Raw genomic sequence first — 22765 nt, forward strand, 5'->3', positions numbered from 1 at the left:
CATAAGGTTTTAGGAGGATTATTTTATGAAGCTGTATGAAGGCAAACTGGTAGCGGGCAAGGGCAAATATGCGATCGTCGCCGCCCGCTTTAATGAATTTATCGTGAGCAAGCTGGTCGGCGGCGCGCAGGACGCGCTGCACCGCCACGGCGTGGAGGATGAGGATATCGCGCTGGCCTGGGTGCCGGGCGCGTTTGAGATCCCGCTGGTCGCAAAAAAGCTCGCCGCCTCGGGCAAGTACGATGCGGTGCTGTGCCTCGGCGCGGTGATCCGCGGCTCCACCTCCCATTACGACTATGTGTGCAACGAGGTATCCAAGGGCGTTGCGGCGGTCGGCCTGGAAACCGGCATACCGACGGTTTTCGGCGTTGTGACGACCGATACCATCGAGCAGGCCATCGAGCGTGCGGGCACCAAGGCGGGGAACAAGGGTTATGATGCGGCCTGCACCGCCATCGAAATGGCCAATCTGCTGCGCCAGCTCTAACATACAAACGGGATATGTCAAAAGGGGTCGTAAAACGGCCCCTTTTTCTTTCTTAAGATTTGCGAAAACCCGGTTGACGTGGACAGGCTGCTGCGATACACTTGACCTATGTATTGAAAAGGAGAGGTCGGAGGATATGCAAATCATAGATAAAGGGCAGCAGAATATACGCAAGGCGTACCTTGCCATCCTGGCGCTCTATTTTGTAGGTACGGCTGCTGCACTGGGCTATGTGCTGACGCATGGGGCGCAGGTTTATTTGGTGTTGATGGCGGTAGCCGGGCTTTTGCTGCCTGCCGTGCCCAAACTGATCTATAAGGTTTTTAAGCTGCGGCCGGTCTACCTGTTCGATATCATTTTTATCGTATTTGCCTTTGTCGCGGTCACGTTTGCGAGCGTGCTGGGCGGCTACGATATGGTGCCGCACCTGGACAAGATCTTGCACTGCGCCTCGGGCTTCCTGTTTGCCGTGGCTGGGATGCTGGTCTATTATTACTACAAGCCGGGGCGGCGGAAGGAGGCGTCGGACGCGCCGGTAGTCTCCATGTTTGCCGCGATGTTCGCCATGTCGAGCGCCGTGCTGTGGGAGATTTATGAATATACGCTCAGCCAGTTTGGCCCGGATCCACAGCTCGTTGCGACGACCGGCGTCAACGATACCATGCAGGACATGATCGTATGCACAATTGGCGGCTTCATCACGGCCTACTTCTGTTACCGCTATTTAAAGCACGGCAAAAAAGAGCTGATGATGTCGCTTTTTGAAACATTTTATAAGGAAAATATTGAGCCGCGCCCATAAAAAAGCCGCCCCGGTTGGGGCGGCTCGCGGTACTTAAAAGGGGGTCAATCGCCCATCGACAGGCCGAGGTCGCGCGCGGAGCGGATAATCTCGCAATCCGGCGGGACGCTTTTGAGCTTCCCGGCGACGTCTTTCAGCGGGACAGGCACGATTTTGCCGTTTTGCAGGGCGACCATGTTGCCGAACTTCTTTTCGCGGATCAGGCGCGCCGCCGCGGTGCCGAACCGGCTGGACAGCAGGCGGTCGTAGGCGCAGGGGCTGCCGCCGCGCTGGAAATGGCCAGGGATTGTGACGCGGATTTCCTGGCCGCTGATGGCGTGGATTTCGTCCGCCAGGCGGTAGGAGATCGAGGGCTGCTTCATATTTTCGCGGGCAATGCGGAATTCTTTTTTGGACATCTTGGCTTCGGCCTTGGAAATCGCGCCCTCGGCAACAGCGAGGATGGAGAACCGTTTCCCGGACTGGCTCCGCTTCTCGATCGCGTCGACGATGTGCTGGACATTGTAGGGGATTTCCGGGATAATGATAATATCCGCGCCGCTGGCAATGCCGGCGTGCAGGGTCAGCCAGCCGGCCTTATGCCCCATGACCTCGACAATAAACACGCGGCTGTGGGAAAACGCCGTGGAATGGATGGAATCGATGACGTTGGTCGCGATATCAACCGCGCTTTGGAAGCCGAAGGTCATTTCCGTGCCCCAAAGGTCGTTATCAATGGTCTTGGGCAGGGTGACGACGTTCACGCCGTTTTCCGACAGCAGGTTGGCCGTTTTATGCGTGCCGTTGCCGCCGAGGATGACCATGGCGTCGAGCCCCATGTCGCGGTAGGTCTTCAGCATACGGTCGAGCTTGGTCGTACCGTCCTCCAGCGGGATCTGCATTGCCTTAAAAGACTCGCGGGACGTGCCGAGGATCGTGCCGCCGAGCGTCAGGATATCGGAGAAGTCGCGGGGCTGCATTTCCTTATAATTGCCCTCGATCAGGCCGCGGTACCCGTCGGAAAAGCCATAAATGGTGACGTCTTTCCCGAATTCATTATAGAGGGATTTGGCGACGCCGCGGAGCGCGGCATTCAGCCCTTGGCAATCGCCGCCACTGGTGAGCATACCGATCTTCATAATGCATTCCTCCGTTTTCTCATTTCTTAATCTCAGTATAATCTAAATGGTGGAAAAAAACAACGGTAACATAAAAAACAAAAATTTGATCATGGCTGGCTGTATTTACAGGTTTTGTGTGGTATAATGCTTCGTATACCCAATAGATAGAAAAGTTCTGATTTGCAGGGGAGACTTATGGATTTAAACCGAAACAATATGAAAAAAATTGCATTACTGATTGCCTTTGCGGTACTGCTGTTTGTAGGGCTGGAAAATTTCCAGAAAGTGACCGGCGTCATATCCGGCTTTTTCGCGCTGGTTTCCCCCTTTATCCTGGGCGGGTGTATCGCGTTTATCCTGAATGTGCCCATGGCCTTTATCGAGCGCAGCCTGTTTGGGAAACGCCGGGAAGCCTGGGCGCGCAAGTGCAAACGGCCGGTCAGCCTGGTGCTGGCGATCGCGCTCGTACTGGGGCTGGTCGTCGTGGTGGTGCTGCTGGTCGCCCCGCAGATTGCGCGTTCCATCGGGCTGCTGAGCAACCGCATGCCAGATTTCTTCCTTAAGGTACAGGGCTGGATTTCAGAACTGGAAGCCCAGTTCCCAGCGCTGTCGGGGCAGCTTTCCAACCTGCAGTTTGACTGGGATACCATCGATTGGGGCATGGTCGGCCAGACCGCATGGGATTTCCTCCGCAACGGTGCGGGTGACATGCTGGGTTCCACCTTTAACATGGCGTCTTCGATCATCGGGGCGATCGTAAACTTCTTCCTCGGTATGTTTTTCGCGCTCTATGTGCTGCTGCAAAAGGAAAAGCTTGGCCGCCAGGTCAAAAAGCTCCTGTATGCCGTGCTGCCCTCGCCGAAGGCGGACGGGTTCCTATCGATCTGCACCCTTTCCCAGCAGACCTTCGCGAACTTTATCACCGGGCAATGTACGGAGGCGGTCATCCTCGGGCTGATGTTTTTTATCAGTATGTCGGTGCTGCATTTCCCATATGCATTGCTGGTCGGCGCCTTGATCGCGCTGACGGCGCTGATCCCGATTTTCGGCGCGTTTATCGGATGCTTCGTCGGCGCATTCCTGATCCTGATTGAAAACCCGATGCAGGCGCTGTGGTTCATTATCCTGTTCCTGGTGCTGCAGCAGGTGGAGGGCAACCTCATTTACCCGCATGTGGTCGGCAATTCAGTGGGGCTCCCCTCGCTTTGGGTGTTGGTGGCGGTGACCGTCGGCGGCAGCACAATGGGCATCGTGGGCATGATTATCTGTATCCCGGTCTTTTCGGTGCTCTATACCTTGATCCGGACGGCGACCAACAACCGCCTGCGGGCGCGGGGCGTCCCGCCGGAAAAGTGGGGGGACAGCCCGCAAAAACCGCCAAAGGGCAAGACAGGCGCAAAAGAATAGGTATTTGGCAAAAGGCGTGGGAATCCCTTCCGGTTTCCACGCCTTTTTGTCAGAATTGACCGATTGACAAAACCGTGTGGCATGGTATAATAAATCCATACTAAACAAATATGAAATAAGGAGTTTGGAAGGAGGCTGCAAAGATGGATACGATTGTACGTGGCAAGCGGGAGGGCAGCCGAATGTGTTGTCGCTAAAAGGGAAAGATTCATTTTAAATCAGACAACACAGAAAGAAGGACATTATTATGCAGAACAATAGGAATTATCATTTTGAGACCCTCCAGCTCCATGTCGGCCAGGAGCAGCCCGATCCGGTAACAGGCGCACGCGCCGTACCGATTTACCAGACCACATCCTATGTATTTGAAAACAGCGCGCATGCCGCGGCACGGTTCAGCCTGAACGATGCGGGCAACATTTACGGCCGCCTGACCAACCCCACGCAGGAGGCTTTTGAAAAGCGTATTGCGGCGCTGGAGGGCGGTTCCGCGGCGCTGGCGGTGGCGTCCGGCGCCGCAGCGATCACCTACGCGGTGCTGAACCTTGCAAAGGCCGGGCAGCATATCGTCGCCGCGCGTACGCTCTATGGCGGCACGCATAACCTGTTCGCCCATACGCTGCCGGAATACGGCATTGCAACGACCTTTGTCGACCCGGACGAGGAGGGCGCGTTTGAGCGCGCAATCCAGGACAATACCCGCGCGGTCTATATCGAATCGATCGGCAACCCCAACGCAAGCCTGATCGACATCGAAAAGGTTGCCGAGGTTGCCCACCGGCACGGCATCCCGCTGGTCGTGGACAACACCTTCGCAACCCCGTACCTCCTGCGGCCGATCGAATACGGCGCGGACATTGTTGTACACTCTGCCACCAAGTTTATCGGCGGGCACGGTACGGCGCTCGGCGGCGTAATCGTGGAAAGCGGCAAGTTCGATTGGGAGGCTTCGGGCAAATTCCCCGGCCTGACCGACCCCGATCCCAGCTATCACGGTGTTAGCTTTGCCAAGGCGGCCGGGGCGGCGGCCTTTGTCACCCGCATCCGGGCGATCCTGCTGCGCGACACCGGCGCGTCGGTTGCGCCGCTCCACGCGTTCCTGTTCTTGCAGGGGCTGGAAACGCTGTCCCTGCGGGTGGAGCGCCATGTACAAAATGCGGAAAGGGTGGTAGAATATTTACAGAACCATCCGCTGGTAGAGCGTGTAAACCATCCTTCGCTGCCGGGGAACCCTTACCATGCGCTGTACAAAAAGTATTTCCTGCAGGGCGGCGCCTCTATCTTTACCTTTGAAATCAAGGGTGGGGAACAGGAAGCGCGCGCGTTTATCGACCATCTGGAGATCTTTTCGCTGCTGGCAAATGTGGCGGACGTCAAGTCGCTTGTCATCCACCCGGCTTCGACGACCCATGCGCAGCTCAATGCGGAGGAACTCGCGTCTGCGGGGATCCGGCCGAACACCATCCGGCTGTCGATCGGCACGGAGCATATCGACGATATCCTACTTGACCTTGATACCGCATTCCGGGCGGTTAAAAACCCATAAAGGAGCCTTTATTATGGAAAAAATTGCACGTAGCGTAACAGATTTGATCGGCGGTACGCCGCTGCTCGAGCTTGTAAATTTTGAGCGTACCCACGGCCTCAACGCCCACATCCTTGCTAAGCTGGAGTATTTTAATCCGGCGGGGTCGGCAAAGGACCGGATCGCCAAGGCAATGGTAGAGGATGCGGAGGCCAAGGGGCTGCTCGTCCCCGGTTCGGTGATCATCGAGCCGACCAGCGGCAACACCGGGATCGGCCTGGCCGCGGTGGCCGCGGCACATGGATACCGGATCATCTTGACCATGCCGGAGACCATGAGCGTAGAACGCCGCAACCTGCTCAAGGCGTATGGCGCGGAACTGGTGCTTACGGACGGCGCAAAGGGGATGCAGGGCGCGATCGATAAGGCTGCAGCCCTTGCCAAGGAAATCCCGCATGCGTTTATCCCCGGCCAGTTTGTAAACCCTGCAAACCCCGCGGCGCACTATGCCACGACCGGCCCCGAGATTTGGGCGGATACCGACGGCAAGGTCGATTATTTCGTGGCGGGCGTCGGCACGGGCGGCACGGTTTCCGGCGTGGGCAAATACCTCAAGGAAAAGAACCCTGACGTCCGTATCATTGCCGTGGAGCCGTCCGGTTCGCCGGTGCTGTCCGGCGGCAAGCCCGGCCCTCATAAGCTGCAGGGGATCGGCGCGGGCTTTGTCCCGGATACGCTGGATACCGCGGTTTATGATGAGATTATTACGGTCGGGAACGACGAGGCGTTCCAGGCCGGCCGCGCGATCGCGCGCGCGGAAGGGCTGCTTGTCGGCATTTCCTCCGGCGCGGCCGTATGGGCGGCGATGGAAGTCGCAAAGCGCCCCGGCAACGAAGGCAAGCGGATCGTCGCACTGCTGCCCGACACAGGGGAGCGCTATTTGTCCACACACATGTTTACTGACTAATTCGCACAAAAAGGCCGTCTGATAAGACGGCCTTTTTGTTTATCGTATTGACTTGCGGGGGCGTCGCAGGTACAATAGCAGTAGGAACAAATTGGATGACAGGACGAACGGACGGCAGGAGGCGTTAAAATGGGATTTTCAATTATGCTGGGCGATATTACACAGGTAAAGGCAGACGCAATCGTAAACGCGGCGAATGAGAGCCTGCTCGGCGGCGGCGGGGTGGACGGCGCGATCCACCGCGCAGCAGGCCCCGGGCTGCTGGCGGAATGCAAGCAGCTCGGCGGGTGCAAGACCGGCGAGGCAAAGATTACAAAGGCGTACCGGCTGCCGGCAAAGTATGTCATCCACACGCCGGGGCCGGTATGGCGGGGCGGCATCCGCGGGGAAGCGGCCTTGCTTGCTTCCTGTTACCATAACAGCCTGCTGCTTGCACGCGATCATAACTGCGAGACCGTCGCGTTCCCGTCGATCAGCACGGGGGTATATAATTACCCGCTCGACCAGGCCGCGGAAATTGCCGTGCGGGAAATCCGCCGTTTCCTCAAGGAAAACCTTGTGCCCCGCGATATTATCATGGTGTGCTTTGACCGCGTCACCCAGGCGGCTTATGAGCATGCGGCGGAGAAGCTGTAAACAATGCCACGGAAGCAAAACCAAAAGCAGAAGGTGTTGCGCCTCGCGCAGATCCTGCACGAGCGCACGGACGAAGCGCATGTTTTAAGCGCTGATGAACTCATCGAATGCCTGGAAGAATACGGTATCCAAGCGGAGCGCAAAAGCATTTACACGGATATTGAGGCGCTGTGCCAATGCGGCTTCGATATTGAGCGTCAGGGCGGGCGCGGCGGCGGCTATTATCTTGCCAACCGCATGTTTGAACAGCCTGAGCTGAAACTATTGGTGGACGCGGTGCAGTCCTCCCGCTTTATCACGCACCGGAAATCCCATGCCCTAATCAATAAGGTGGAGCGGCTTGCAAGCTCGTACCAGGCAAGGGCGCTCCAGCGCCAGGTTTATGTCAGCGGGCGCATCAAAACCATGAATGAGAGCATTTACTACAATATCGACCGCATACACAGCGCGATTGCGCAGGGGAAGCAAATCTGTTTCCGGTATTTTGAATGGACGATTACGCCGGATTTGCAGGTAAAAAAGCAATTCCGGCGTGATGGCGCGCAATATACGGCCAGCCCCTGGGCGCTTGTCTGGAACAGCGAAAACTATTATTTGGTCGCATACGACCCCATGGCCGCGGCGATCCGCCATTACCGCGTGGATAAGATGGAACAAATCGGGATACTCGATGCGGCGCGGCAGGGCAAGGAGCAGTTTGAACGGCAGGACGTCGGGCAATATGCAAAGCACCTGTTTGGCATGTTCGGCGGCGCCGTGGAAACGGTCGTCCTGCGCTGCGAGAACCGCTTGGCCGGCGTGATGCACGACAGGTTTGGCGGAGATATGATGCTGCTGCCGGAAGACGAGGCCCATTTCCGGATGCAGGTAGAGGTTGCGGTCAGCCCGCAGCTGTTCGGCTGGCTTTGCGGGCTTGGCGCGGGGGTACAGATTGCCGAACCGAAGGCGGTGGCGGATCAATACCGCGCCTATTTGCAGCAGGTATTAAAAGGTAGGTAGTCAAGAAAGGCAGGACAGACATGTTTTATACACTGGAAAACCAGTTTTTGAAGGTTGAGATCAATAGCTTTGGCGCAGAGCCGTCCAGCGTGCGGGACGCTTCCGGCCAGGAACGGCTGTGGACGGCTGACCCGGCGGTCTGGAAACGCCATGCGCCGATGCTGTTCCCGATTGTGGGACGCTTGAAAGGCGGCGGCTACACCTTGGGCGGCAAACCGTATCAGATTTCACAGCACGGCTTTGCGCGCGATAATGAATTCCGGGCGACGGTGCATGAGCAGGAGCGCCTTGTGCTGGAACTGACGGAAACGGCGGAGACGCTGGCGCACTATCCGTTCCGGTTTACGCTGTCGGTCGAGTACCGGCTGGAAGGGGATACGCTTGTCAAGGCGCATACCGTGTGGAACCGCTCTGAAAAGCCGCTGTATTATGAACTCGGCGGGCACGAAGGCTATTGCATTGCGCTAACGGAAGGCGAGCGTATGCGGGATTCCTATATCCTGTTCCCGGGGATGACGGAAATCCACCCGATCCAAACGGATGAAAACGTATTCCTGACGGAAAAGAAGGGCTGCTTGCCGCTCACAGACGGCAAGCTGTACCTGACGCCCGGCCTGTTTGACGGCGACGCGCTGATTCTTGACGACCTCACCTGCAAAACGCTGGTATTGGGCAGCGACAAGAACAGCAGCCGTGTCACGGTAGCGTTTGAAGGGTTTGGCTATATGGGCATTTGGAGCAAACCGGGTGTGGAAGAGCCGGGATATGTCTGCATCGAGCCTTGGAGCGCCCTGCCCGACGGCGCTTACCTGGACAGCGCGTTGGAACATAAAGTGGGCGTGCGGCAACTTGCGGCGGGACAGCAGGAGACCTTGGCCTACCGGATGGCGTTTGAAGTTTAAAACATGAAAAAAGCCCCCTCCGCTTTTGCGGGAGGGGCTTTTGCTATGCGATAGATGCATTATGAGCAGGGTACGCCGGTCACATCCGCATAGTGCGCGTCAACACGGACGGTAAAGTGCCGCTGGTTTGAGCAGGTGCTGTTGGAGTGCGGGATTGTGGCGCTGTCTTCCTCCGGCAGGATAAAGCGGGCGGAGGGGAGCTGCACGTCGACACAGGCCATCCCGCCCTGTGCGGGGACAAGAAGGGTCTTGATCCCGCGGGGATGGGATGTGCCGTTGGGGTCGACCTCCATCAGCGTGATGCCGACTGCCACGCGCTTGCCGGGGCAGACGTTGCGCAGGGTCGCCGTCACGTCGAGGATACGCCCCTGGCTTTCAATGATGGCGTCGCCAATGTTAGCGCATTTGATGTCTTCGCAGTAATCAAAGAAAACATCGGCAGGCGTTGCGCGGCAGCTTGCCATCGTTACGGAGGTAGAAGCAGCGCCCTGGCGGCAGGGGCAGGACGAGGCGGCCTGGCCGTCTGTCAGGGCAGGGGTATGTGCGGCAGTCAGATCGGACAGGGCAACCGCTTCGGCAAGATTACGTTCCATAAAAGAGAACCTCCCAAAAGATGAAATTCATAAGAAGCAAAGGCTCTTATGTATTTTGATGGTTAGCGCCGGATAGCCTGATGCTTTATTTTATGCGGCGTGCCTGCGGCGGGTACGAGGGAAGCTAAAATTATTTATATGTGCAGGGACACAAAAAAGCCACGGGATGCAGCGCAGGCTCCCGTGGCTTTTTATGGTGTTTTAAACCGGGGGTTAAACGGTCGTGGCGGACATATCCGGATGAGAAGGCCCATCGTGCGATTCCTGGATGCGGCGGTTCAGCTTTTTCATTTCGGGTACGATAAACAGGAATACGATAATCGCGGAACCGATATCGGCAGCCGGGCCGGCAAAGAGGATGCCGTCCAGCCCGAAGAAGCGGGGCAGGATCAGCAGCAGCGGGATGAGCAGCAACAGCTGGCGCAGCATGGAAAGGATGGACGCCTTGAGCGGCTGCCCGGTAGCCTGGAAGTAGTTGGTGGACACGATCTGGAACCCGGCGCAGAAGATGCCGAACAGATAGATCTTGAGGCACTTGATTGCGAACGCCGTGAACTGCTCGTTATCCGCGCCGAAAATCTGCACGACAAATTGCGGGAAGAGCTGGCAGAACGCCCAGCAGATGATGATGGCGACCGTCGCGGAGATGGCGGCGGTTTTGTAAGTCTTGCGGATCCGTTCATACTTTTCCGCGCCGAGGTTAAAGCCAAGGATCGGCTGCGAACCGACGCCGATGCCGATTGCCACAGAGCCGAGGATCATGGCAAGCTTCATGACGATACCCATTGCGCTGAGGGCGATTTCGCCGCCAACCGGGCTCTGGTTCCCGTAATATACCAGGGAATTGTTCATGACGACCTGCATGATGCATGCGACGCCGGAGGTGATGCCCGATGACACGCCAAGTACGACGATTTTGCCCATTACACGGCCGACCGGCTTCATGGCCTGGCGGGAAAAACGCATATGGCTCTTTTGCTTTTTGGTTTTGCGTGCAAAGTATACCACCATAATGAGGGAGGATAGGATCTGGGAGGTAATCGTCGCGACTGCGGCGCCCTTCACGCCCCAGTGCAGTACGAAAATATAAATCGGGTCAAGCACCGTGTTCAGGGCGGCGCCGATCAGGATGCCGTACATGGATAGGCGCGGCGCGCCGTCGGTACGCGCCATATTGGAAAGCGCGACGCTGATGACGCTGAACGGGGAGCCGATCAGGATGATCGAGGTATAGTCCTTGGCAAAGGGCATCACAAGGTCGGTCGCGCCGAACAGACGCAGCACGGGTTCGAGGAAAACAAGCCCCAGCACCGCGCATACAACGCCGATCGCCGCCGATAACACAAGGAGGTTATTGAGCGTCAGGCGGGCTTCGCCATCCTCGCCCTGCCCGAGCTTAATGGCCGCGTAGGCGCTACCGCCGGAACCGACCATAGTGGCAAAAGCCATCAGGATCGTGACGATCGGGAAGGCAACGGTTGTCGCGGCGTTGCCCAGGTAGCCTACGCCCTGCCCGATAAAAATCTGATCGACGATGTTATAGATCGAATTGACAAGGCAGGCGATAATCGACGGGATGGCAAACGATGCGAGCAGCATGCCAATCGGCTTATATCCAAGTGGGTTCTGTATGGTTGTTTCATGGGTTGGCATTGCTTTCAGATACTCCTTTTTCGATGTAGTGATAGGCATTTTCCGCCATTTTCGTCATAAGGCGCAAAAGCTCGGCGGCTTCTTCCGGTGAGAGGGATTCGGTCAGCACACGGTCCCAGCGCTGCTTGCTCTGCCGCAGCGTTTGGATCACGGGTTCCGCGGCGGGCGTGGTGTAAAGACGGCGGATGCGGCGGTCGTCGCCGTCCGCGCAGCTTTGGATATAGCCGAGTTCTTCCAGCTTTTGCACGGCTTTGGTCACGGTGCCTTTATCAAAATGCCCCGTTTTTGCCAGGTCGTACATGCTGATGCCGTTATGCTCGTAGATTTTTGCCAAAAAAAATTGCTGGCCGCATCCGACGTGGAACGAGGCGAGCGCGCGGTCGTAAAAGCGGTTGGTCTGGCGGTGGATAATGGAAGCGGACTTGGTATAGGATAGTTGGTTCATGTCCATCCCTCCCTTCAATGGTTGAGTGCTCAATTATCATAACATAAATTGATTGGCCGCGCAACTAAAAAAGAAGAGGTTTTTGAGAATAGCATGAAATAATATCTGAAAAATAGCAATATATTTTCAGCAATTGCAACAAAAATGGGATGGTGGTAAGCCCAGCCATCCCATTTTAGGGTTACGATGCTTTGCCCTTTTTTGAAAAAATCCGCTGTAACAGGATGCGCAGCGCTTGCACATAACCAAGGCCTGCCAGGATGCCAGTCCATAGCCGGCGCCGGTTGGTGGAGGCCTGCAGACCCGCAGCCTGGGTCAGCCCGTCCACCGCTGTTGGGGTGAGGAGGAGCAGGCAGCCCATCAACGATTTGGGAAGGGATTTCGCGGCCGGACGCGCAAGCGCCAGCAACTGCCCGAGGGCAATCCCGGTGCAGCGCGCACAAAGCGGGAACTGATAGCCGCGGAAGCGGAAGCTGCGTTCATAGCGCTGATGGCAGCCGCAGGCCGCGCCCGCGCGCATGGCCAGCAGCCAAAGCTTTTGCGCCGTCATGCCTGGAACTTGTTGCCGCAATTGTGGCAGATCCAATAGGTCTTGCTGCGCGTGCGGCCTTCCCCCATGCCGCACATGCCGCAAAGCAAGCCGAGGGGGCCGAAGCACAGGTAGCCGAGGCAGCCTTTCCCCGCGCCGTAGCCCTTATAGTGTGAAGAGGTCTCGGTGACGATCTGGCAGGCGTCTGCGCCGCATCTTGGACATTTCATAGTTTATCCTCCAAACGATTCAGTTTATGGGGGGCGGCTGCGCGGCTTCCCGTTCCTTGCGGCGCAGCCCGCGCCATATTGTGAGAAGCATTGTGATATAACAGGCGCCGCCGCCGATGAAGTTGGACACCGGTTCCGCAAGGAATACGCCGCGCACGCCAAGCCCCCAAAGCCGTGGGAGCAGAAGGGTCAGCGGCACGACGATGATGATTTTGCGGAACAGGGAAAAGAAGATGGACTGCGCGGAGCGCCCGAGCGACACGGCGGCGGTCTGCCCGGCAATTTGCAGAGACATCATAAAGAAGCCGAAAAAATACAGGTGCATCGACGGAACCGTAGCGGCCGCCAGCGCGGGGTCGTCGGTGAAGATACGGATAAAAGCCGTGGGGAAGAGCAGCAGGATGAGCCACACTACCGTCGTGTACGCCACGCACAGGATGGACATGAGGCCAATTCCCGTGCGCACGCGGCGATATTGCTGCGCGCCGTAATTGTAGCCAAGCACGGGCTGCGAGGCGCTTGTCAGGCCGTTGACCGGCGCGGTAACGACGTCTCGGGTGGAGTTGATAATCGTCATGACCCCGACATAGAGGTCGCCGCTATAATGCTGCAGGGTTGCGTTACATACTATTTGCACGGCGCTGTTGGTGATCGAAACGATGAAGCCCGACAGGCCGAGCGTCACGATACGCCGGATGCGCGCCAATTGCAGGCGCATATCGCCCCGGCGCAACCGGACGACGGCTTTTGCGCCGGTCAGGAAGCGTACCGCCCAGACCGCGGATGCAAACTGCGAGATGACGGTTGCAATCGCCGCGCCGGCCACGCCGAGGTGCAGCCCGAAAATAAATAGCGGGTCGAGGACGATGTTCAGGATTGCGCCGAGGGCGACCGTGCCCATGGCCGTCCGGCCAAAGCCCTGCGCATTGATAAAGTTATTAAGCCCTAAGCCCACCATGACGAACACGCTGCCGCATAAGTAAATCGTTAGGTAGCTGCTTGCATAGGGATAGGTAATATCGCTTGCGCCGAATAGGTACAGCAGCGGCTTTTGGCACAGCAGGATGACGGCGGTCAGCACCACGCCGGTTGACAGCAGCATGGCAAAGGTATTGCCCAGGATTTTCCCGGCGTCCTCCGTATCCCCACGGCCGCGCGCCATGGAAAAAAGCGGCGCGCCGCCCGTGCCGAATAGGTTGGCAAAGGCCAGGACGATGGACAGGATGGGGAAGGTCAGCCCTACGCCGGTCAGCGCGTTGACGGCGTCCTGCGCCATGTGGCCGATATACATGCGGTCGATGATATTATAGAGCACGTTGATGAGCTGCGCGAGCGTCATAGGGCCTGCGAGGCGCAGGATGTTCTGATATACAGGACCCTGCGAAAAATCGCTTACGGATGCTTTCGTTTCAATCACCTGCGGTTATGTTGGGATTTTATTATTATACCACGCGGGCACAGGATCGGCAATGCCGTGCGCCGGGCATAACGGGCGGGCGCGCGGCATAGGCATAGAACAAGACGATAAAACGGAAAGGGTTTGATAACATGGTCTATCATTACTACTTAAGCGCCAATAGCTCGCGCGGATATATTGATTTTACAGCCGGCCGCGCAGCGGGGCTGCAGCACGTGCAGCGCACGGTCGGGTACCCGTCGGCGGTGATGCGCGACCTGTCCGGCGCGGCGATTGAGTTGGCGCGCGAACAGGGGCTGCGGCTGGACATCGTACACCAGCCGTTGGACGGCAGCGTAACCGGGCTGATCCTGCCGGAACGCTCGGCCGCGGTGCTCAATACGCCGTATTGGCTCGACCGGAGCCGCCATGTGGACAATTTGCTGGAGGACGAGGCGCGCGATGAAGCGCGGGCGTTGCTGCAAAAGGCGTATGACGCCTATGCCGCCGCGCTGAAAATCCACGATGAGTGGGAAAAAATTTATATTTCGCAAATGGATTTCAAGGTGCTCAATGAAATGGCGGAGGCGTTTGCCAAAAAGGTGCTCGCAGACGGAAAGGCCGGGAAGCCGGGCAAGCGTACGGACGCGGTGTTCGGCGCCTCCACGCCGGAAGGGCCGGTCGACTATATTGCAAACTTGACCATGGATTTGCCACAGCGCTACTTTATGAAGGGCAGGCCGGGCACCGGCAAATCCACATTCCTCAAAAAGGTGGCGGACGCCGCGGTGCAGGCGGGGGTCGACACCGAGGTCTATCACTGTGCGTTCGACCCGGAGAGCCTTGATATGCTCGTTATGCGCGCAAAGGGCGTCTGCATCTTTGACAGCACCGCGCCGCACGAGTATTTCCCGACCCGGTCGGGGGACGAAATCGTCGATATTTATACCGCGGCCGTCCGTCCCGGCACTGACGAGCGGTATGCCGCACAGATTGGCGTAACGGCTAAACAGTATAAGGCGCAGACTGCGGAGGGGGCAAAGCTGCTCGGCGAGGCGCGCGCCATTACGGACGATATGGATCAGCGCCTGCGCGAGTGCCTGGACAGCAGCCGCACGGCGCTTGCAATGGAGCAAATCCTCAACACGCTATTCGCACCGGAGCACGAGTAAGCGCTCCCGGCACGTAAACCATCCGGCAAGCGGGATAAAACGGTTTTATTTATCCCGCAGGGCTTCCTTCATAAAGCAGGGACACTAAAAAGGGGTCTGGGCATGTTGCCCAGACCCCTTTAGAATTGGTTTTACTTCATGCCGACGCTTGCGAGGAACGCACGGGTACGCTTGGCAATCGGGAACGGCTGGTCGAACGGGCAGGGGAACATATCCTGCTCTACGACGACCCAACCATCATAATCGACTTCCTGAAGGGCTTTGTACATATCCGAAAAGTCCACCGCGCCCGAACCGGGCTCGCACATCAGGCCCATGGAAACCGCCTTGACAAAGGACAGGCCTTCGTGCTTGATCTGGTCGCGCAGCTTCTGGTTGCAGTCCTTCAGATGTAGATAGGGGATGCGGTCGTGGTGCTTGCGGAAAAACGCAACCGGGTCGCCGCCGCCGTAGACATGGTGGCCAGTATCGAAGCAGAGCTGCACGGTCGTGTCATTTAGCAGGCGCTCAATCTGCTCCTCGCTCTCGCAGTAGGTCTGCGCATGCGGATGGTAAACGACGGTCAGGCCGAACTTTTCCTTGGCGTAGTCCGAGACCTTCTGGATATTTGCGCAAAACTGTTTCCAGCCCTCGCCGTCGATCGAAGCGGGATGGATCAGCTCACCGGTTTCGAGGTCGGTGTAGACGTCGGTAAAGAGCACCATATAACGCGCGTCCGGGAATTTGACCTGGATCGGCCCGAGTAGGTCGACCGTATCCATGACGGCCTTCACGCCTTCGTCCGAACACATATCGCCGGACAGCGTCGCGCCGATCAGGTCGAGGCCTCGGGAATCCAGCGCAGTGCGCAGCGTATCATAATCGGTGGGCAGATAGCCGGTGGGGCCAAGCTCGGTGCCGGCGTAACCGGCGGCGGCCATCTCATCCAGGCATCTTGTCCACGGGGTCTGCTTTTCATGGGAAGGGAACCATACGCCCCAGGAATCGGGGCAGCTGCCAACACGGATCTTCATTTTTCTTCCTCCTGTCAATCGTGGGTTTGAACGGCGGCGGTCAGTCCGCAACCTTGGTCCACTGCTCGCTCTCCGCAGACTGAAGCACCGCGTCGATGACACAGTCGATCTTGTGGCCAAAGGCAAAGTCGCACATGTAGGGCGCGCCCTGGGTGATGGCGGCCAGCAGCTTGTGGACTTCGAGGATCTTCATATCGGTGAACGCGATCGCGATGCCGGCCTGCGGCTCGAATACGCCGTAGCCCTCGTGCTCTGGGTTCAGCAGGACGGTGCGGAAGCCGCCGTCACGGCCGTCGTCCGAGCGGAAGTAGACCTGTACCTCGCCCATGCGCTCGAGGCTATAATAAACGCTGCCTTCGGTACCCTGGATTTCATAGGAGAAAAAGTTCTTGCGGCCGGTCGCGACGCGGGAGGTGCCGATCGTGCCCAGGCAGCCGTTCTTGTACTTGGCCATAAAGGTCATGATGTCGTCGTTCTCCACCTTCGCCATTTCGGAGGAGCCGCGAGCCTTGGGACGTTCGGGGATGATGATCTGGGAAACCGCGTTTACGCTGTCAATATCGCCAAGGATCATCTGGGAAACCGCGATCATGTGGGACGCTAGGTCGCCCAGCGCGCCGGAGCCTGCGAATTTGTTGATGTGGCGCCAGGTGATCGGGGATTCCGGGTCGAGCAGCGCGTCCTGGTCGTATGTCGCAATGAAGCGCATGATCTTGCCGAGCTTGCCTTCCTTGACCAGGTCGCGGACGTAGGCGTTTGCCGGGTTGTTGACGTTCTGCGTGCCGACATAGTTGACAACGCCCTTTTCCTTGGCCAGGTCGGCCAGCTCCTTGGACTCCGCCGGGGTAAAGCAGAGCGGCTTCTCGCAGTATACATGCTTGCCGGCCAGCAGGGCGGCCTTTGCCATTTCATAGTGCAGGAAGTTCGGGGTGGCAATGTCTACAAGGTCGATTGCGGGGTCGTTGATGATATCCATCCAATTGGTGGTCCAGCGGTTGAAGCCGAGCTTTTCAGCGGCAGCCTTCACAACGTCTTCCTGGGTATCGGATACGCATTCAAAAACGGGGCGGCCGAACTCCGGCCCGAAAAGCATCTGTGCGTTCAGAAAAGCGTTTGTATGCGCCTTGCCCATCCAACCCGAGCCGATCAAACCGATTTTGATTTCCTTCATGACAGTTTCCTCCTAAAATGTAAGTGCTGTATTTTGTGCGGCAAATGGCTTAAACCGCCTTGGCTTGCCTTTTCTTTGTACTTATAGTATACTGAAAAAACGATACCGTCACTGCAAACACTTGCTAAGACATATACAAAAATTGCTTTTTCAAAAAGGGGAGGGGGACTGCCACATGGCCGTCAACAGGGAACCGGGGATCCTGCCGGAATCCAGCATCAGCTTCCATGTGCCGTCAGCATTCGCGCGGGACACGCTGTATTATGCGGAGATGGGCGGCGACTACGTCTGCGACGAACGGTTCGTGATTGAACGGGAAACGTTCCACACGTTTATCATGTTCTGGGTCAAAGCCGGCAGCCTGCATGTTTCGTATCAGGGGAAGGATTTTTCGCTGCTGGAGGGGCAACTCCTGCTGATAGACGCAAAATTGCCGCATTTTTATCAGGCGACCCCAGGCGTGGCCTTCGAATGGTTCCATTTCGCAGGCGCAGGTACGCAGCATTATTTTGACCTGCTGGCGGAGGATGGCGACCTTGTCTTTGACAGCGCTGACGTCCCGGCCGCGCTGACGGCGTTCCGCCAGGTCATGAACATGCTCCGGGAGGACGCAATGAACGAGCACCGTATGTCCGTATGCCTGCACAGTATGCTGGGGGAATTTGCCAGCCCTGGGCTTGCGACGGCGCGCAATTGCGACAGCAGCGTGCGCGACGCGATCCGGTACATCAACGCCCACTTCGCCGAAGACCTCACGCTGGAGCGGATCGCGTCGCGCGTCAACCTCAGCCCGTTCCACTTTGCGCGGCTGTTTAAAAAGAACACGAACAGCACGCCGCATGAGTTTGTGCTCAACACCCGGATTAAGCATGCAAAGCAAATGCTGCTGGAGTCCGCGCACTCCATTGAGTATATCGCGTCGGAATGCGGGTTTAACAGCCCGTCGCACTTTATCCGCGCCTTTAAAAAGGAAACGCTGTTTACACCGAAGCAATTCCGCACCACGCAGTTTTAAATACAAAACAGGGGCCTGCATCGATGCAGGCCCCTGTTTTGTATCTTTAGGAAAGGCGGGTTTTAAAATCCCCATATCCGAAAGTGCGGACGATCTCGTCCGTGCCGTCGGTATGGCGGATGGCGATGGACGGCAGGTTCATACCGTTAAAGGTGTTGGTTTTCACCATGGTATAAAGCGCCATGTCGCCGAAGACGACGCGGCTGCCCTCGCGGAGCGGCTGGTCGAAGGAATAATCGCCGACCACGTCGCCCGCCAGGCAGGTGCCGCCCGTCAGGCGGTATGTGTGCGCCTTTTCACCCGGCTCCCCGGCGTCCAGCACGGGCGGGCGGTAGGGCATTTCCAGCACGTCCGGCATATGGCATGCGGCTGAAGCGTCCAGGATTGCAATATTTATGCCGTTTTGCATGGTTTCCAGCACAGAGGACACAAGGAAGCCGGTGTTTAGCACCACCGCTTCGCCAGGCTCCAGATATACTTCAACGCCATAGGTTTCGCGCAGGCGGCGCACGCAGGCCACCAGCCCCTCGCGGTCGTACCCTTCCTTGGTGATATGGTGGCCACCGCCAAGGTTCAGCCACTGCATCCCGTGCAAGTATTTGCCGAATTTGGCTTCAAATACGGCAAGCGTCTCCGAGAGCGCGTCAAAGCCCTGTTCGCACAGCGTATGCATGTGCAGCCCGTCGACTCCGCCGAGCAGGTCGGGGCGGAACGCCCGCTCCGTGACGCCGAGGCGTGAACCGGGGGCGCAGGGGTCGTAAATCGCGTGCCCATCCTCCTGCGTGGAGCATTCCGGGTTGATCCGGATACCGCAGGATTTGCCCGCTGCGCGCGCCGCTGCGCCGTACTTTTCCCATTGCGCAAAGGAGTTGAACACGAAATGGTCGGCAATGGGGAGCAGCGCCTTAAATTCCTGCGGGGGGTAGGCGGGGGAAAATACATGAACCTCGCCGGGGAATTCCTCACGGCCGAGCCGCGCCTCATGCAGGCCGCTGGCCGTAGTGCCGGATAGGTAACGGGAGATCAGGGGATATAGCGAAAACATGGAGAACGCCTTTTGCGCAAGCAGGATTTTTGCGCCGGAACGGTCGGCGACGTCCTTCAGGATTGCAAGGTTCCGGGTCAGCAACGTCTCATCCACGACGAAGCAAGGGGTTGGAAGGGAAGAAAAGTCCATAGGTTGCGTCCTTTCCAGTACAGGTTTCAGTAGGATAAAGGCCAGCCTTTCGGCTGGCCTGAAGCTGTCACAAATTATATGCCCGCGAGGGGCACAGGGGGATCAGTCGACCAGAACCGGGTTAAAGTCCTCGTGCCACGGCAGGCCGAACTTGTTCAGCAGTTCCATAAACGGGTCGGGATCGAACTCCTCGACATTATAGACGCCGGGCTTGCACCATTTGCCGGTGATGACGAGCGCCGCACCGATCATGGCGGGCACGCCGGTCGTATAGGAAATGGCCTGCGAGCCGACCTCGCGGTAGCATTCCTGATGGTCGCAGATGTTGTAGAGGTAATAGGTCTTGTCCTTGCCGTCCTTCTTGCCCTGGAAGATGCAGCCGATGTTGGTCTTGCCGACCGTGCGCGGGCCGAGCGAGGCGGGATCCGGCAGGACGGCCTTGAGGAATTGCAGCGGCACAATCTGCTTACCTTCAAACGCAATCGGCTCGATCGAGGTCATGCCTACGTTTTGCAGGCAGCGCAGGTGGGTCAGGTAGCTCTGGCCGAAGGTCATAAAGAAACGGATGCGCTTGATGCCGGGGATGTTGAGGCCGAGGGACTCCAGCTCCTCGTGGTGTAGCAGGTACATGTCCTTCGGGCCAACGCCCTTAAAATCGTATTCGCGCTTGATCTCCATGGGCGCGGTCTCGACCCAATGCCCGTCTTCCCAGTAGGAGCCGTTGGCCGTGACCTCGCGAATGTTGATCTCCGGGTTAAAGTTGGTCGCAAACGGGTAGCCATGGTCGCCGCCGTTGCAGTCCAGGATATCAATATAATTGATTTCGTCAAATTGGTGCTTGAGCGCGTAGGCGGAAAATACGCCGGTCACGCCGGGGTCGAACCCGGAGCCGAGCACCGCGCAGATACCAGCCTGTTCAAAGCGCTCGCGGTAGGCCCACTGCCAGGAATATTCAAACTTTGCCGTGTCCTCCGGCTCGTAATTCGCCGTGTCGACATAGTGCGTCCGCGTCGCGAGGCATGCGTCCATAATCGTCAGGTCCTGATAGGGAAGCGCAAGGTTCAGCACGACGTCGGGCTTGAACTCCTCGATCAGCGCGATAAGCTCGTCCACGTTGTTCGCATCGACCTTGGCGGTGCGGATCTTCGTCTTGGTCGTGCCAGCGAGCTTTTCCGCGAAGGCGTCGCATTTTGCCTTTGTACGGCTCGCGATCATGATTTCCTCAAAGACTTCGGAATACTGGCAACATTTATGGATGGCAACGCCGGCGACGCCGCCCGCGCCAATGATCAGGGCTTTTCCCATGATGATGACCTCCTGAAAATATTTGTCGTTTCATAGTACATACACATTATACAGAAAACTGCCGGGAGGTGCAAGCGCAAAGCGTTCCGGCAAAAAAACCATTTTTAACGCACGCCGGTCAGGGATATCTGTCAGATAGTCTATCCGCAGACCCGCCATGGCATGCATGGCAACGGCGCGCTGCATGGGAACTCATGAATGAACTGTTAAATTTTTAGAAGGGCTCTTGCAATTTACGGAAGGAGGTATTAATATAGTAGCGTTGGCACTCCTATAGACTGAGTGCTAAATCCATTTTAAAACTTACATCAAGAGGTGTTTTGCGATGGCAAAGAAACAATTCAAGGCGGAATCCAAGCGGCTGCTGGATTTAATGATCAATTCGATCTACACGCACAAGGAGATTTTCCTGCGCGAGCTGATTTCCAATGCGTCCGACGCGACGGACAAGCTGTATTACAATGCGATGCAGAACGGGGAAACCGGCTTTAACCGCGACGACCTGGCGATTGTGCTGACCATCGACAAGGAAAACCGGAGGCTGACCCTTTCCGACAAAGGCTGCGGCATGACGCGCGACGAGCTGGAAAGCAACCTCGGTACGATTGCACGCAGCGGCTCGCTGGCGTTTAAGCAGGGGGTCGAGAGCACGGCGGACGTCGATATCATCGGCCAGTTCGGCGTCGGCTTCTATGCCGCATTTATGGTTGCAAGCACGGTGGAGGTGCTGAGCCGCGCGGAGGGCAGTGACGAGGCGTTCCTCTGGAAGTCCAACGGCGCGGACGGGTACACGGTTGAGCCTGCGGCCCGTGCGGAGCGCGGCACGGACATTATCCTGACGATCAAGGAAAACACGGAAACGGAGAATTACGACGAATACCTGGAGCAGTACCGTATCCAGGGGATCGTCAAGAAGTATTCCGACTATATCCGCTACCCGATCCGCATGGAGATGACCAAGAGCCGCGTCAAGGAGGGCACTGGCACCGAAGACACGCCCGCCGAATACGAGGACTACCAGGAGCTTGAAACGCTCAACTCCATGATCCCGATTTGGAAAAAGGCGAAAAATGAACTGACGGACGACGATTACAACCACTTCTATAAGACGAAGTTCTTCGATTACGAAGACCCGCTCTGCCATATCCATACGAGCACCGAGGGCGCGGCGACCTACAACGCCCTGCTGTTTGTCCCTGCGCGTGCGCCGTTCGATTACTATACCAAGGATTTTGAAAAGGGGTTGCAGCTCTATTCCAACGGCGTTTTAATCATGGATAAATGCGCCGACCTGCTGCCCGACCATTTCAGCTTCGTCCGTGGCCTTGTGGATAGCGCCGACCTTTCCCTCAATATCTCCCGGGAAATGCTGCAGCACGACCGCCGCCTCAAGGTAATTGCGGGCAGCCTGGAAAAGAAGATCAAGTCGGAGCTGCAGAACCTGCTGAAAAACCGCCGCGAGGATTATGAAGCGTTCTTTAAGTCCTTTGGCCGCCAGCTTAAATACGGCGCGTATGTCGATTACGGCGCGCACAAGGAGCTGCTGATGGACCTGCTGCTCTACCATTCCTCCACGGAAAACAAGCTGGTCACGCTCGAGGAATATGTTTCCCGCATGAAGGAAGGGCAGAAGCATATTTATTATGCGACGGGCGAAACCGTCGCCAAGATCGAACTGCTGCCGCAGCTTGAAATGCTCCGCGACAAGGGCTACGAGGTGCTGTGCCTGACCGAGGACATCGACGAGTTCTGCATCAAAATGATGCACGGCTACAAGGATATGGACTTCAAGTCGATCGCAGACAACGACCTTGACCTCGAAACCGACGAGGAAAAGGAGCAAATTAAAAAGCTGTCCGAAGAAAACCAGCCGGTGCTGGATGCGGTCAAGGAGGCGCTCGGCGACAAGGTCTCCAAGGTGCAGCTTACCGGCCGCCTGAAAAGCCATCCGTGCTGCCTGACGACTAAGGGCGGCGTTTCACTCGAGATGGAAAAGGTACTGGCGGCGCAGAACGGCGAAAGCAGCCCCGTCCACGCGGAGCGCGTCCTGGAACTCAACGCAGGCCATGCGATCTTTGAAAAGGTCAAGGCGCTCCAGGCCGCGGGCGAGGGCGAAAAGCTAAAGGCCTTTGCGGACGTCCTGTATACGCAGGCGCTCCTGATCGAAGGCATGCCGATCGACGACCCGGTTGCATACGCCAACGAGGTGTGCAGCCTGCTGGTATAAGCATCACCCCGGAT

General features: G+C 57.4%; 22 protein-coding genes. 11 read left to right on the forward strand and 11 right to left on the reverse strand.

The window, feature by feature from the left end; translation table 11 throughout:
- Positions 1 to 25: 25 nt before the first annotated feature.
- Positions 26 to 487, forward strand: coding sequence for a 6,7-dimethyl-8-ribityllumazine synthase (ribH, locus tag CZ203_RS10065; RefSeq protein ID WP_087065966.1), 462 nt, complete (start codon positions 26 to 28; stop codon positions 485 to 487).
- Positions 488 to 623: 136 nt separating this feature from the next.
- Complete coding sequence (locus tag CZ203_RS10070) at positions 624 to 1289, forward strand: hypothetical protein (RefSeq protein WP_087065967.1); 666 nt, start codon at positions 624 to 626, stop codon at positions 1287 to 1289.
- A gap of 44 nt (positions 1290 to 1333) precedes the next feature.
- Here the strand turns inward: CZ203_RS10070 and CZ203_RS10075 are convergent, their stop codons facing one another.
- Positions 1334 to 2407: a 6-phosphofructokinase gene (locus CZ203_RS10075; RefSeq protein ID WP_200809470.1), complete on the reverse strand. Its 1074-nt coding sequence runs from the start codon at positions 2405 to 2407 to the stop codon at positions 1334 to 1336.
- A 177-nt stretch (positions 2408 to 2584) separates the two neighbouring features.
- On the opposite strand from CZ203_RS10075, the gene CZ203_RS10080 reads away from it, so the two are divergent.
- From CZ203_RS10080 to CZ203_RS10105, 6 genes are all read left to right on the forward strand, one after another.
- On the forward strand, positions 2585 to 3796 hold the full coding sequence (locus CZ203_RS10080) for an AI-2E family transporter (RefSeq protein ID WP_087065969.1): 1212 nt from the start codon (positions 2585 to 2587) through the stop codon (positions 3794 to 3796).
- Between the two features lie 247 nt (positions 3797 to 4043).
- Entirely contained in the window at positions 4044 to 5342 is a 1299-nt protein-coding gene (locus CZ203_RS10085) for an O-acetylhomoserine aminocarboxypropyltransferase/cysteine synthase family protein (RefSeq protein WP_087065970.1), read from the forward strand.
- 13 nt (positions 5343 to 5355) lie between these two features.
- Positions 5356 to 6288, forward strand: coding sequence for a cysteine synthase A (gene cysK, locus CZ203_RS10090; RefSeq protein WP_087065971.1), 933 nt, complete (start codon positions 5356 to 5358; stop codon positions 6286 to 6288).
- Positions 6289 to 6417: 129 nt separating this feature from the next.
- Complete coding sequence (locus tag CZ203_RS10095; RefSeq protein ID WP_087065972.1) at positions 6418 to 6924, forward strand: O-acetyl-ADP-ribose deacetylase; 507 nt, start codon at positions 6418 to 6420, stop codon at positions 6922 to 6924.
- A gap of 3 nt (positions 6925 to 6927) precedes the next feature.
- A complete protein-coding gene (locus CZ203_RS10100; protein WP_087065973.1) occupies positions 6928 to 7923 on the forward strand; it encodes a helix-turn-helix transcriptional regulator in 996 nt (331 codons plus the stop codon).
- Positions 7924 to 7943: 20 nt separating this feature from the next.
- Positions 7944 to 8825: an aldose 1-epimerase family protein gene (locus tag CZ203_RS10105; RefSeq protein ID WP_087065974.1), complete on the forward strand. Its 882-nt coding sequence runs from the start codon at positions 7944 to 7946 to the stop codon at positions 8823 to 8825.
- 59 nt (positions 8826 to 8884) lie between these two features.
- Here CZ203_RS10105 and CZ203_RS10110 read toward each other — a convergent pair whose 3' ends face one another.
- The 6 genes from CZ203_RS10110 to CZ203_RS10135 form a co-directional block, all read right to left on the reverse strand.
- Complete coding sequence (locus tag CZ203_RS10110) at positions 8885 to 9418, reverse strand: hypothetical protein (protein ID WP_087065975.1); 534 nt, start codon at positions 9416 to 9418, stop codon at positions 8885 to 8887.
- Positions 9419 to 9631: 213 nt separating this feature from the next.
- On the reverse strand, positions 9632 to 11071 hold the full coding sequence (locus CZ203_RS10115; protein WP_087065976.1) for an MATE family efflux transporter: 1440 nt from the start codon (positions 11069 to 11071) through the stop codon (positions 9632 to 9634).
- Entirely contained in the window at positions 11058 to 11516 is a 459-nt protein-coding gene (locus tag CZ203_RS10120; protein ID WP_087065977.1) for a MarR family winged helix-turn-helix transcriptional regulator, read from the reverse strand. The genes CZ203_RS10115 and CZ203_RS10120 overlap by 14 nt, the downstream gene beginning before the upstream one ends.
- 181 nt (positions 11517 to 11697) lie before the next feature.
- A complete protein-coding gene (locus tag CZ203_RS10125) occupies positions 11698 to 12066 on the reverse strand; it encodes a DUF2085 domain-containing protein (protein ID WP_227103246.1) in 369 nt (122 codons plus the stop codon).
- Positions 12063 to 12275: a hypothetical protein gene (locus CZ203_RS10130; RefSeq protein WP_087065978.1), complete on the reverse strand. Its 213-nt coding sequence runs from the start codon at positions 12273 to 12275 to the stop codon at positions 12063 to 12065. The genes CZ203_RS10125 and CZ203_RS10130 overlap by 4 nt, the downstream gene beginning before the upstream one ends.
- A gap of 19 nt (positions 12276 to 12294) precedes the next feature.
- On the reverse strand, positions 12295 to 13692 hold the full coding sequence (locus tag CZ203_RS10135) for an MATE family efflux transporter (protein ID WP_235847506.1): 1398 nt from the start codon (positions 13690 to 13692) through the stop codon (positions 12295 to 12297).
- 131 nt (positions 13693 to 13823) lie between these two features.
- Between CZ203_RS10135 and CZ203_RS10140 the strand changes: the two genes are divergently transcribed.
- Positions 13824 to 14843: a hypothetical protein gene (locus CZ203_RS10140; RefSeq protein WP_087065980.1), complete on the forward strand. Its 1020-nt coding sequence runs from the start codon at positions 13824 to 13826 to the stop codon at positions 14841 to 14843.
- Positions 14844 to 14974: 131 nt separating this feature from the next.
- Here CZ203_RS10140 and CZ203_RS10145 read toward each other — a convergent pair whose 3' ends face one another.
- The gene (locus tag CZ203_RS10145) at positions 14975 to 15856 is read right to left on the reverse strand and encodes a sugar phosphate isomerase/epimerase family protein (protein WP_087065981.1); all 882 of its coding nucleotides are present in this window, start codon (positions 15854 to 15856) and stop codon (positions 14975 to 14977) included.
- Between the two features lie 40 nt (positions 15857 to 15896).
- Positions 15897 to 17027: a Gfo/Idh/MocA family protein gene (locus CZ203_RS10150; RefSeq protein WP_087065982.1), complete on the reverse strand. Its 1131-nt coding sequence runs from the start codon at positions 17025 to 17027 to the stop codon at positions 15897 to 15899.
- Between the two features lie 175 nt (positions 17028 to 17202).
- Here CZ203_RS10150 and CZ203_RS10155 point away from each other — a divergent pair, with 175 nt between their 5' ends.
- Complete coding sequence (locus CZ203_RS10155; RefSeq protein ID WP_087065983.1) at positions 17203 to 18042, forward strand: AraC family transcriptional regulator; 840 nt, start codon at positions 17203 to 17205, stop codon at positions 18040 to 18042.
- Between the two features lie 46 nt (positions 18043 to 18088).
- On the opposite strand, the gene nspC is transcribed toward CZ203_RS10155, so the two are convergent.
- Both nspC and CZ203_RS10165 read right to left on the reverse strand, forming a co-directional pair.
- Complete coding sequence (nspC, locus tag CZ203_RS10160; RefSeq protein WP_087065984.1) at positions 18089 to 19219, reverse strand: carboxynorspermidine decarboxylase; 1131 nt, start codon at positions 19217 to 19219, stop codon at positions 18089 to 18091.
- A 102-nt stretch (positions 19220 to 19321) separates the two neighbouring features.
- Positions 19322 to 20524, reverse strand: a complete 1203-nt coding sequence (locus CZ203_RS10165) for a saccharopine dehydrogenase family protein (RefSeq protein WP_087065985.1) — start codon at positions 20522 to 20524, stop codon at positions 19322 to 19324.
- A 325-nt stretch (positions 20525 to 20849) separates the two neighbouring features.
- Between CZ203_RS10165 and htpG the strand changes: the two genes are divergently transcribed.
- The gene (gene htpG, locus CZ203_RS10170) at positions 20850 to 22751 is read left to right on the forward strand and encodes a molecular chaperone HtpG (protein ID WP_087065986.1); all 1902 of its coding nucleotides are present in this window, start codon (positions 20850 to 20852) and stop codon (positions 22749 to 22751) included.
- Positions 22752 to 22765 lie beyond the last annotated feature (14 nt).

The sequence above is a fragment of the Intestinibacillus massiliensis genome (assembly GCF_900155735.1).
Taxonomy (GTDB): domain Bacteria; phylum Bacillota; class Clostridia; order Oscillospirales; family Butyricicoccaceae; genus Intestinibacillus; species Intestinibacillus massiliensis.